We start from the raw sequence: 12,212 nt of genomic DNA, 5'->3' as shown, positions 1-12,212 counted from the left end.
ATGCTACCACTGATAGCTGAATTTTTATCTGAGTATTACAGCGGTTTCGCTGTGTTTCAGTATCTGACTTTAAGAGGGATTTTCGGGGTGTTAACTGCCTTGTTGATTTCTTTATTTGTTGGGCCTTATTTCATTAATAAGTTGCGCAGTAATCAAATTGGTCAGGCGGTACGTGATGATGGCCCACAAAGCCATCTGAGTAAAGCGGGGACGCCAACAATGGGCGGTGCGCTTATTCTTGTGGCGATTGCTATCAGTACCTTGTTGTGGAGCGATCTAACAAACATCTACGTATGGATTACGTTAATCGTTACGTTGATTTTTGGTGCGGTTGGCTGGGTTGATGATTATCGGAAAGTGGTCGAGAAAAACCCACGTGGTCTGCCTGCTAAATGGAAGTATTTATGGCAATCGGTTGGTGGTATTGGTGCAGCTATTGTTTTGTATGCGGTAGCGACAACCCCTGCTGAAACATCACTGCTCATTCCTTTCTTGAAGGATGTCTCTATTGAGCTGGGCATCTTTTTTGTTGTTTTTACCTATTTTGTGATTGTAGGTAGTTCCAATGCGGTGAACTTAACGGATGGTCTAGATGGTTTGGCAATATTGCCGACTGTTTTAGTTGCAGGGGCTCTCGGTGTTTTTGCTTATCTATCAGGTAACGTGAAATTTGCAGACTATTTGTTAATTCCATATATCCCGGGTTCAGGTGAATTGATCATCTTCTGCGGTGCGATCGTGGGAGCAGGATTAGGTTTCTTATGGTTTAACACATACCCAGCGCAGGTATTCATGGGGGATGTTGGTGCATTGTCTTTAGGGGCTGCTCTTGGTGTTATTGCGGTTATCGTAAGGCAAGAATTTGTGCTGTTTATTATGGGCGGTGTGTTTGTTGCGGAAACAGTATCTGTAATATTGCAGGTTGCTTCATTTAAGTTGACCGGACGGCGGATTTTCAGAATGGCACCGTTGCATCATCATTTTGAGCTTAAAGGCTGGCCAGAACCGCGAGTAATTGTACGTTTTTGGATTATTACCGTTGTGTTGGTGTTAATCGGCTTAGCTTCTCTGAAAATTCGATAATTGTAAGATAAATAGTAGTCAGGTTAAAAAATGGGTTTGATCGCCAGTGATAGTTTTAAAGTCGTAATCGGTTTAGGGCAAACCGGACTGGCGTGTGCGCGGTATTTGGCAAGCCATGGTTTTTCGTTTGCGGTTGTGGATAGTCGGCAAAACCCACCGGGTTATGAGCAGTTATTGGGAGAGTTTCCTGAGGTTGATCTGCATTGTGGTCCCTTTGATAGCGAATTTCTTTGTCGAGCGACAGAGATCTATCTTAGCCCAGGCGTGGCGCAAAGTGATCCCGCAATACAAGCCGCTGTTGCTGCGGGTGTGAAGTTGAGTGGAGATATTGATCTTTTTTGCCGTGAGATCAGCGCTCCTATTATTGCGATTACAGGATCTAATGCTAAAAGCACTGTCACGACGCTTGTGGGCGCAATGGCTAAGGCTGCTGGTTTAGATGTAGGGGTTTGTGGAAATATAGGTACGCCCGTACTGGAGATGTTAACTCAGCCTGAGAAAGATCTTTATGTAATGGAGCTTTCTAGTTTTCAGCTGGAAACGACCAATGATCTACGTGCCGAAGTTGCAACGGTACTTAATGTGAGCCCCGATCATTTGGATCGTTATGATAACGAGATGAAGAGGTATTATCAGGCTAAGCACCGAATTTTCCGAGGTGCGAAACATGTTGTAATTAATCGTGATGATGCTCTAACTGCACCTTTAATGCCGAAAAGTGTCGAGACATTGTCTTATCATTTAGGTAAACCGGATTTTAAACTCTTTGGCTTGATTGAAGAGAAAGGCGAGCCTTGGTTAGGGTTTGAATTTGACAAGTTAATTCCTGTTTCTGCTTTAAAAATCCGTGGTAGTCATAATGTGGCGAATGCGTTGTCAGCTTTAGCATTAGGGAAATCGGCAGGTTTACCTATGCACGCGATGCTTGATGCCCTGCAAGCTTTTGGGGGGCTTAAGCATCGCTGCCAATGGGTTTGTGAAAAGGACAAAGTTAGTTATTTCAATGACTCTAAAGGAACCAATGTAGGCGCGACTGTAGCTGCGCTAAATGGGTTAGGGGAAACGCTGTCTGAAAATCAGCGTATTGTTTTAATTGCCGGCGGTGTAGGCAAAGGTGCAGAGTTTGCAGAACTGGCTCAGCCGTTACAGCGCTATGGTCGTTGTGTTGTTTATATAGGCGAAGATGGTGAGAAACTAGCCAGCTCATGTGGTGATATAGATAAAGCGTCTGCCGAAACGATGCAGGAAGCTGTAGAAAAGGCAGCTCAATCCGCTCACGAGGGAGATATCGTTTTGTTATCGCCTGCTTGTGCTAGTTTCGATATGTTTAGTGGCTTTCCTGCTCGGGGTGATGCGTTTATTGATGTGGTGGAGGCCCTGTAATGGCCATGACTCAATCCCTTTCATTTATCAATATGCAACCGCGAAGCTCCGGTAGTGTATTGCCTTTTGATCCATGGGTATTGTGTTGTGCATTTACTTTAATCCTTATCGGATTTGTGATGATTAGCTCGGCCTCGCTTGATGTTGCAATGGAAAATAATGGAACCCCTTATTTTTATGTGATTCGTCAGGCTGTTTTTATTGTGATTGCTGTAATTGCTGCAGTGGTTGTTTGGAATATACCGATTAGGTTTTGGGAAAAAACGGGCCATTGGTGGATGATGGCTGCTGGTTTTTTATTGATCTTGGTCTTAATACCAGGTGTAGGTAAAGGCGTGAATGGTAGTCATCGTTGGTTGCCATTAGGGCCATTAAATTTACAAGCATCTGAAGTCGCTAAGTTTTGTATGGTCATGTACATGGGCGGCTATCTTGTTCGACGTTTACATGAGGTCAGAAGCAGCTGGAAAGGAATTGCTAAGCCGGCGCTGCCATTAGGCATTTTTTGTATATTGCTTTATTTTGAGCCAGATTTTGGAGCTCTTGTTGTTCTTATGGGAACTGTCATGGGCATGATTTTTTTAGGCGGCATGCGCTTTTCTCAGTTTTTGATGGTCATTACTAGCGTAATTGGACTGTTGGTGGCGGTTGTTGGTTTACAGCCATACCGAGTTGCTCGTTTACAGAGTTTTCTAGATCCGTGGTCTGACCCTTTTGGTACAGGCTATCAGTTATCGCAGGCTCAAATAGCGTTTGGACGTGGTGATTGGTTTGGTACAGGGCTAGGAAATAGTGTGCAAAAACTTTTTTATCTTCCTGAAGCGCATACCGATTTTGTATTTTCGGTTTTAGCTGAAGAGCTAGGCTTCGTAGGTGCTGCGGTGTTAATCGTTTTGTACGCAATATTGATTGTGAATATTTTCCGAATAGGTCGTCGTGCTGAAAAGGTTAAGTCCTTTTTTAGCGCATATATTTGCTATGGTTTCGGAATCATTTTTGCCGCTCAGGCTTTAATAAATATTGGTGTGAATGTCGGTGCACTTCCCACAAAAGGGTTAACCCTTCCGCTTGTGAGTTATGGCGGTAGTAGTTTGTTGGTTAGTTGTGCGATGTTGGCTGTCATTCTAAGAGTAGATTACGAATTGAAACGAAGTGCATTTAGTGTGGATAAAGCAAAAGGTTCAAAAAGCTCAAAAAATAAAGTGACTTCCAAGCAATCGTCCAATTCGCATCAGGAGGTACAGATATGAGTACCCCCAAAAAGGTTGCTTTAGTGATGGCTGGTGGAACAGGCGGGCATGTTTTCCCTGCACTGGCGACCGCTGAAAAGATGCAAGAGCAAGGTGTTCATATCGAATGGCTGGGCTCTCGACATGGTATTGAAGCTGATTTAGTACCTGCGGCGGGTATTAAGTTACATGCGATAGACGTTAGAGGGTTACGAGGCAAGGGGAAACTTAGTCTTTTATTAGCTCCGTTTAAACTTTTATTGGCATTGTGGCAGGCTTTGAAAGTGCTTAGAGCGGTAAATCCGGATGTTGTTTTAGGGATGGGAGGCTTTGCTTCGGGCCCTGGAGGATTGGCTGCTTGGTTATTACGTAAACCGTTGATTATACATGAGCAAAATGCCGTAGCTGGGATGACCAATAAGGCGTTATCTAAGTTAGCAAATAGCGTGCTGGAAGCTTTTAATAACGCTTTCCCCGTAGGGTTGAAAACCGAGTCGGTTGGTAATCCCGTGCGAGGTTCCATTCTTACAATGGATAAGCCTAACGATAGGTTGCAGGGACGTAGTGGGAAAATACGTTTGCTAGTTGTTGGTGGTAGCTTAGGCGCTAAAGCGATCAATGATTTGTTACCTGAAGTGTTGTCAGAAATGCCGGTAGATGAACGCCCTGAAGTATGGCATCAGGCTGGTAAACGGAATATAGATGAGACCTTAGCTCGTTATAAAGAGCTGGGTGTCGAAGGGTGCAAAGTTGTTCCTTTTATTGATGGAATGGACAGTGCGTATGCGTGGGCTGATGTAGTGTTATGTCGCGCGGGAGCGTTGACGGTAAGTGAATTGAGCATTGCTGGCGTTGCATCCGTCCTTATTCCGTACCCTTACGCAGTCGATGATCATCAAACTAAAAATGCAGCGTTTTTAGCTGATCATGGTGCTGCGATTGTTGTACAGCAGCGGGATCTAACTAAGACCGTACTTAAGCAGTTACTTACTGATCAATTAAATCAACGCGAAAAGTTGATGGATATGGCAAATAAAGCCTGTTTACTTGGGCAACCTGAAGCAAGTGAAAGAGTGGCTACTATTTGCATTGAGGCAATGAAATAATGAAACAGCAAAAAGCTTTTACTCGTTTTGAAATACCTGAAATGCGCCGAATTAGCCGTATACACTTTATCGGCATTGGCGGTGTAGGTATGTGTGGAATCGCTGAGGTTTTGCTGAACCAAGGTTACAAAATATCAGGATCTGATCTGAAAAGCTCTGCGACGACTCAGCGCTTAGAAGGATTAGGCATGAGCATCTTTATTGGGCACGAAGAGAGCAATGTGTCTGGGGTTGATGTTGTCGTTGTATCTACTGCCGTCAATGAAGAAAATCCAGAAGTAAAAGCGGCTAGAGAGCAACGAATACCTATTGTTCGTCGTGCAGAAATGTTGGCTGAGTTAATGCGCTATCGTCATGGTATTGCCGTGGCGGGGACACATGGTAAAACAACCACTACAAGCCTGTTAGCCTCGATTTTTGCTGAAGGAGAGTTAGACCCAACGTTTGTAATTGGCGGTCGCTTAAACAGTGCGGGTACTAATGCAAAAATGGGGACAAGCCGTTATCTAGTTGCTGAAGCAGACGAAAGTGATGCCTCTTTCCTTCATCTGCAGCCCATGGTCTCAATTGTGACCAATATTGATGCAGACCATATGGAAACATACGGTAATGATTTCTCCGTACTAAAGAAAACGTTTATTGAGTTTTTACATAACCTTCCGTTTTACGGATTAGCGGTTATGTGTGTGGATGACCCCGTAGTACGTGAAATACTTCCAGATGTTAGCCGTCCTATTTTAACTTACGGTGTTTCCGACGATGCAGATTATCGGGCAGAGAATATCCGTCAAGAAGGTATGTGTACTCGATTTACAGTTAAGCGCCCTGATGGATTTGCCGACCTAGACGTTTCTTTGAACATGCCAGGTCATCACAATATGTTGAATGCACTGGCGACTATTGCGGTTGCTTCAGATGAAGGTATTTCTGATGAAGCTATTTGTCGTGCCTTGGAACAGTTTGAGGGAGTTGGGCGTCGCTTCCAAGTGTTGGGTGATATCCCCGTCGAAGGAGGTCATGCGATGCTAGTAGATGACTACGGTCATCATCCCCGTGAAGTTAATGCTGTTGTCACTGCAATACGTGAAGGCTGGCCAGATAAGCGCTTGGTCATGATTAATCAGCCACACCGATATAGCCGTACACGAGATCTGTATGAAGATTTTGTAGAAGTTCTATCAGATGTCGATGTGCTGCTTTTATTGGAAGTCTATGCCGCAGGTGAAGAGCCTATAGCGGGTGCTGATAGTCGAAGTTTATGTAGAAGTATTCGCCAACGTGGTCGAGTTGATCCTGTGTTTGTCAGTGATAAGGATTTAGTAGCGGATGTTTTAAAAGATATTTTACAGCCCGGTGATCTGCTTCTTACGCAGGGGGCTGGTGATATCACCGCTTTAGCACATCTTTTGAAACAATTGTCTTTGGTGTCCGAGGGTTGATGTCGATGAGTTTTAAGGTTGATTCGCAGCTTAAAGACAGATTTGGTCGAGTGGCTGTTATTTATGGCGGAAACTCCTCTGAAAGAGAGGTGTCTCTAAAAAGTGGAACGGCAGTGCTTTCTGGCCTACATAGAGCTGGGGTTGATGCATTTGGGATCGATTTATACGGCGAATCAGCAGCATTAGAGCCATTGCGGCAGTTACAAGAGGAGAGCTTTGATCGCGCTTTTCTTATTCTTCATGGTCCGGGTGGTGAAGATGGAACTCTGCAAGGCGCATTAGAGATGTTGGGGAAACCTTATACGGGAAGTCGTGTCGCTGCATCCGCCATCGGAATGGATAAGCTAAGAACTAAGCAGTTATGGCTGGGTGCAGGTTTGCCTACTCCTCCTTTTGCTGTATGTGATCAAACTAGCGATCTAGAAGAGGCCGTATCACGTCTAGGCTCTCCGATGATTGTTAAGCCCGCTCATGAAGGTTCCAGCATTGGTATGAGCAAGGTAGAGACTCAAGAGGAGTTAAGCAGGGCGCTTAAAACGGCTGAACAGTTTGATAGAACTGTGATTGTAGAGCGTTGGATGAGCGGTAATGAATTTACGGTAGCTGTTTTAGATGGCGAAGCGCTGCCACCAATTCTATTAGTCACTAATCATGAGTTTTATGACTTTGATGCTAAATATGTAGCTAATGATACAGAGTATCGCTTTGATCACGGTTTGAGTGAGGAAAAGGATCAGGAGTTACGCTCATTAGCTGAGAAAGCCTTTTCTGCCGTTGGCTGTGAAGGTTGGGGGCGTGTTGATGTCATGCAAGATGAGCATGGAGAGTTCCAGCTTCTTGAAGTGAATACGGCGCCAGGTATGACGGATCATAGCTTAGTTCCAATGGCTGCAAAGCAAAAAGGGATCTCTTTTGAACAGCTTGTAGTTGAAATATTGAAGACGGCAAGTTGATGATGAGTGTGTTTCGCTTTTTTCGGTCAAGAAATGAAACTGTCGAAAGCGAAGAGTTAGAGGCTGAGGTTACGCCGCGCGGAGCAAGTCGTGACCCTATTGTTGACGCGCCTCAACAGAGTGAAGTGAGAGAAAAAGGTGAGCCTGATTGGTGGTGGAAGCCTTTTTGGACGCTCTCCTCACTGATGATGTTTGTCGGCATTATGAGTATGGCCGGAAGCAGTTTATGGCAGTGGCTAGACCGCCCTGTAGAGAATGTGGTTGTGCATGGAACTGTCCAGCATTTAGACCGACTAAGTTTAGCTGAGGATATCGGTGCGGGTTTAACTGCAGGTACATTAGGTACAGATCTAAAGACGATTAGAGAGCTGGTGAGTGAGCACCCTTGGGTTAGGGTTGCCGCGATAGAACGTGACTGGCCAAACACTCTAATTGTTATGGTTGAAGAAGAAGTGCCGGTTGCACGTTGGGGGGAGCGAGGTTTGCTCAATCATGAGGGCGATATTTTTTGGCCCGAATTAAAAGAGGTGTATCGTTCGCTTCCTCGATTAAGTGGGCCTGCTCCTGAAACTGAAAGAGTGATGTCGCAGTTTCATGATTTGAACCAGATTTTAAGAAGTATCGACTTGAATGTTGTCAGTCTTAATTTAGAAGCAAGAGGGGCTTGGACCCTAGAGCTTGATAATCATATTAAGGTGGTTGTAGGGCGTGAAGCAGTAAATGAGCGTCTAGGGCGGTTTTTGGATCTTTATCGGCTGAGGTTATCTGAACAAGCTGATGAGATAGAAGAAATAGATATTCGTTATACCCATGGTGTAGCGGTTAAGTGGCGAGAAAAGCCAAGCGATGAAAAAGATGCAGCAGCAGGGTAAAACAGAATGAGTGGTTCGATGGATAACAATATGATTGTTGCTTTGGATATCGGTACATCGAAGGTGTTATGCCTTGTTGGTGAGATTGGTATTGATGGAACCATCGAAATAATTGGTATAGGTTCACACCCTTCAAGAGGCCTTAAAAAAGGCGTTGTTGTTAATATTGAATCTACCGTGAGTTCTATACAGCGTGCAGTCGAAGAAGCGGAATTGATGGCGGGCTGTAAAATTCATTCAGTTACTGTCGGTATTGCTGGTAGCCATATTAACAGCCTGAATTCACACGGGATTGTCGCAGTTCGTGATCGGGAAGTGACTGATTATGATTTGGATCGTGTTATTGATGCAGCTAGGGCGGTAGCCATACCTGCAGATCAGAAAATTCTACATATATTGCCTCAAGAGTATGAGATCGATAGTTCGGAAGGCATTAAAGAGCCTTTGGGAATGTCCGGGGTTCGTTTAGAAGCCAAAGTTCATCTAGTGACAGGCTCCGTTAATGCCGCACAGAATATTGAAAAATGTGTTAGGCGTTGTGGCTTAGAAGTTGATGGTTTAGTGCTTGAACAGTTGGCCTCTAGTTATTCGGTGTTAACCGAAGATGAGAAAGAGCTAGGGGTATGTATGGTGGATATTGGTGGTGGAACCTCTGATATCTCAATATTTACTGGAGGCTCTATCAGACATACTGCTGTGATTCCGATTGCGGGTGATCAGGTAACTAATGATATAGCGATGGCGTTGCGTACTCCGACACAGCATGCTGAAGAGATTAAGATCAAGTACGCCTGTGCACTTGCTCAGTTAGCGGCGGGAAATGAAACCGTTAAAGTGCCGGGTGTTGGTGATCGTCCTGCCAGAGATCTATCACGACAAGCGTTGGCTGAAGTTGTTGAACCTCGTTACGAGGAGTTATTTAGCTTGATCCAAGCTGAACTTAGACGAAGTGGCTTTGAAGATCTTGTGGCTGCGGGAGTCGTGCTGACGGGTGGTACATCCAAAATGGAAGGTGCTATTGAACTTGCAGAAGAGATATTTCATATGCCTGTTCGTTTGGCGACGCCGCATGGTGCTAGAGGGATGGAAGATATTTTAGGTAGCCCTGTTTACGCGACAGGGATGGGGTTGCTGCAATACGCGCAACATGACCATGTAGGTGGTAGCGCTGAATCATCAGGCCAAGAGTTGGTGCCTGTTGTAGCGCAGATGAGCGTATTAGAAAAGATGAAGGCTTGGTTTAAAAGTAATTATTAAGCTTTTTCTGTATTGAATTTTAATGTTTTAAGCTGCTGACATTATTAGCAGCTCATTAGGGGATAGTGCTGAGTTACGCACTAAAGGAGCTAACAATGTTTGAACTGTTAGATAGCGTTCCACAGAATGCAGTAATCAAAGTGATTGGTGTAGGCGGCGGAGGCGGAAACGCTGTTAAACACATGGAAAGTGGTGATCTTGAAGGGGTTGAGTTTGTTTGTGCAAATACAGATGCTCAGGCGCTTTCTTCAATGTCTTCTCAAACAGTCATTCAACTCGGTAATGCGTTAACAAAAGGCCTAGGGGCCGGCGCGAATCCGGAGGTAGGTCGTCAAGCGGCAATGGAAGATCGGGATCGTATCGGTGAAATGCTGAAAGGTGCTGATATGGTCTTTATTACAGCGGGCATGGGAGGCGGAACGGGTACCGGTGCTGCACCTATCGTTGCCGAAGTGGCTAAAGAAATGGGGATATTAACGGTTGCTGTTGTGACAAAACCATTTCCTTTTGAAGGCCGCAAGCGTATGACGATTGCTGCTGATGGCATTAAAGAGCTACGTGAAAGCGTTGACTCCTTAATTATCATTCCTAATGAAAAATTAATGCAGGTTTTAGGGCGTAATTGTAGCTTACTTAATGCTTTTGAATCAGCAAATGATGTACTTAGAGGGGCTGTTCAAGGTATTTCCGATCTGATTACCCGTCCAGGTATGATCAACGTGGATTTTGCCGATGTTCGCACCGTTATGTCTGAAATGGGTATGGCTATGATGGGGACGGGTGGCGCGCAAGGTGAAAACCGTGCTGCTGAAGCGGCTGAAAAAGCGATTAAAAGTCCTCTCCTGGATAATGTCGATCTACGTGGCGCGAGCGGTATCCTTGTTAATATCACCGCAGGTATGGATTTAAGCTTGGGCGAATTCACAGAAGTGGGTAATCAGATTGAAGAGTATGCCTCTGAAAACGCGACGATCGTAATTGGTACCGTTATCGAGCCTGAAATGTCTGATGAACTTAAAGTTACTGTCGTGGCTACTGGCTTAGATAAACCAGAAGAATTAGTGCGCCCGGTACAGGACGGTATGAAAAAGGTTGATGGAAGTTTGAATCTTGAAGAGATTGATCTTCCAACGGTTTTACGTCGAAAAAAGAACGAAGCGCTTGATGGACCCGCTGAAATTGCTGATGAAGTGATGCAGCAGACAGGTACTGAAGGGGAGGCCGGTTATTTAGATATTCCTACTTTTCTGAGGAAACAGGCGGATTAAGCTTTATCCTTTTGTTGGCGCTCTACGGTTATTTGCCTTTCTAAAAGGCAATTTCTTTGATAATATCTCGCGGTAGTATGGCCCATTTTATTTTTGGCAGATGGCATGATTAAGCAGAGAACATTAAAGAACAGCATTAAAGCAACAGGTATTGGTCTGCATACAGGCCAAAAAGTATACCTGACACTAAAGCCGGCACCTGTTAACACGGGGATCGTTTTTCGTCGTGTAGATTTAGATCCTGTTGTAGAAATTTTGGCGCATGCGCACAACGTTTCTGACACTACAATGTCTACGAACTTGGCGAAAGATGGTGCACGTATAGCTACTGTTGAGCATTTGCTTTCGGCAATGGCTGGATTAGGTATTGATAACGCCTATGTAGAGCTGAGTGCAGAAGAAGTGCCGATTATGGATGGCAGTGCTGCGCCATTTGTTTTTCTGATCCAGTCCGCTGGCCTTGAAGAACAGAGTGCAGCTAAAGAGTTTATTCGCATTACAAAAGAAGTAACGGTTGAAGCTGATGGTAAATCTGCTACGTTTAAGCCGTTCGATGGTTTTAAAGTCGGTTTTAAAATCGATTTTGATCATCCCGCTTTTGAAGGGCGTAAGATGGAATCTTCGTTGGATTTCTCAAGTACCTCTTTTGTAAAAGAAGTTAGCCGAGCGCGTACTTTTGGTTTTATGAGTGATTATGAGTACTTACGTTCTCAAAACTTAGCGTTAGGTGGTAGTTTTGATAATGCCATTGTCGTTGATGATTATCGTATTCTTAATGAAGACGGTTTGCGTTACGATGATGAATTCGTAAAACATAAGGTACTGGATGCTGTGGGTGATCTTTATCTGTTAGGCAAAAGCCTGATAGGTGAGTTTTACGGAGATAAATCTGGTCACTATCTGAATAACCGTCTTCTTCGTGAATTACTTGCTAATGAAGAAGCATGGGAAGTTGTCACTTTTGAAGATAATGAAGAAAGTGCGCCGATTTCATACCAGAAGCCTGTGCTTGCTGTTTGATTTTTAAACAGTTATAGAAAGCCGAACTCAAATGTTCGGCTTTTTTTTGCTTTTTTTATAAGGTTTTTTTTATTTACCCTTTTAGATTCAATTTCTGCCCCCAATAAAGGTAGAATGCTGAGTTAATATTTTGTCCTCCCCAGATGGGTCGAGGAGTTGTTTTAGACTTCATAGGTATACGTTGAGACATGCTAACAGGACTGTTAAAGAAAGTTTTCGGTAGTAAAAATGATCGCGAACTAAAACGTATGGGTAAAATCGTTAAAGCGATTAATGCGTTAGAAGTCGATTTGGAAAAGCTAACAGATGAAGAGTTAGCTGCTAAAACGGTTGAATTTCGTCAGCGCCTTGATGAAGGTGCCAGTTTAGATCAAATCCTGCCGGAAGCATTTGCTGCGGTACGTGAAGCATCTAAGCGCGTGATGGGAATGCGCCACTTCGATGTTCAGATGATCGGTGGTATGAGCCTGCATGATGGTAAAGTGGCCGAGATGCGTACAGGTGAAGGTAAAACGCTAGTAGCGACTTTAGCTGTTTACTTAAATGCACTCAGCGGTTTAGGTGTGCATGTTGTAACGGTGAATGATTATCTAGCCGAGCGT

At 44.3% G+C, this 12,212-nt stretch carries 10 protein-coding genes and 1 pseudogene; all 11 read left to right on the top strand.

Annotation, left to right across the window (positions count from 1 at the left end; translation table 11 throughout):
• Window positions 1-1,083, top strand: coding sequence for a phospho-N-acetylmuramoyl-pentapeptide-transferase (gene mraY, locus B4K11_RS03850; protein ID WP_292952778.1), 1,083 nt, complete (start codon window positions 1-3; stop codon window positions 1,081-1,083).
• Window positions 1,084-1,113: 30 nt separating this feature from the next.
• The gene (murD, locus tag B4K11_RS03845) at window positions 1,114-2,466 is read left to right on the top strand and encodes a UDP-N-acetylmuramoyl-L-alanine--D-glutamate ligase (protein WP_292959244.1); all 1,353 of its coding nucleotides are present in this window, start codon (window positions 1,114-1,116) and stop codon (window positions 2,464-2,466) included.
• Between the two features lie 5 nt (window positions 2,467-2,471).
• Entirely contained in the window at window positions 2,472-3,716 is a 1,245-nt protein-coding gene (gene ftsW, locus B4K11_RS03840) for a putative lipid II flippase FtsW (protein WP_292952799.1), read from the top strand.
• Window positions 3,713-4,801, top strand: a complete 1,089-nt coding sequence (gene murG / locus B4K11_RS03835; RefSeq protein ID WP_292952773.1) for an undecaprenyldiphospho-muramoylpentapeptide beta-N-acetylglucosaminyltransferase — start codon at window positions 3,713-3,715, stop codon at window positions 4,799-4,801. Before ftsW ends, murG begins: the two co-directional genes overlap by 4 nt.
• Window positions 4,801-6,240 (top strand): UDP-N-acetylmuramate--L-alanine ligase, encoded by a 1,440-nt coding sequence (gene murC, locus B4K11_RS03830; protein WP_292952770.1) that lies wholly within the window; start codon window positions 4,801-4,803, stop codon window positions 6,238-6,240. Before murG ends, murC begins: the two co-directional genes overlap by 1 nt.
• Window positions 6,241-6,245: 5 nt before the next feature.
• Window positions 6,246-7,193: a D-alanine--D-alanine ligase gene (locus tag B4K11_RS03825; RefSeq protein ID WP_292952767.1), complete on the top strand. Its 948-nt coding sequence runs from the start codon at window positions 6,246-6,248 to the stop codon at window positions 7,191-7,193.
• Window positions 7,193-8,065, top strand: coding sequence for a cell division protein FtsQ/DivIB (locus B4K11_RS03820; RefSeq protein WP_292952764.1), 873 nt, complete (start codon window positions 7,193-7,195; stop codon window positions 8,063-8,065). Before B4K11_RS03825 ends, B4K11_RS03820 begins: the two co-directional genes overlap by 1 nt.
• A 6-nt stretch (window positions 8,066-8,071) precedes the next feature.
• Window positions 8,072-9,322 (top strand): cell division protein FtsA, encoded by a 1,251-nt coding sequence (ftsA, locus tag B4K11_RS03815; protein WP_292952761.1) that lies wholly within the window; start codon window positions 8,072-8,074, stop codon window positions 9,320-9,322.
• A 95-nt stretch (window positions 9,323-9,417) separates the two neighbouring features.
• Window positions 9,418-10,590, top strand: a complete 1,173-nt coding sequence (gene ftsZ, locus B4K11_RS03810) for a cell division protein FtsZ (RefSeq protein ID WP_292952758.1) — start codon at window positions 9,418-9,420, stop codon at window positions 10,588-10,590.
• Window positions 10,591-10,695: 105 nt separating this feature from the next.
• Entirely contained in the window at window positions 10,696-11,610 is a 915-nt protein-coding gene (gene lpxC / locus B4K11_RS03805; RefSeq protein WP_292952755.1) for a UDP-3-O-acyl-N-acetylglucosamine deacetylase, read from the top strand.
• 188 nt (window positions 11,611-11,798) lie between these two features.
• Window positions 11,799-12,212 (top strand): annotated as a pseudogene (gene secA, locus B4K11_RS03800) (preprotein translocase subunit SecA); the annotation flags it as partial.

The sequence above is a fragment of the Neptuniibacter sp. UBA6509 genome, assembly GCA_002435145.1.
In the GTDB taxonomy this organism is placed as follows: domain Bacteria; phylum Pseudomonadota; class Gammaproteobacteria; order Pseudomonadales; family Balneatricaceae; genus Neptuniibacter.
Note: the sequence above shows the minus strand (reverse complement) of the source record. Positions and strands in the feature narration are given on the sequence as shown.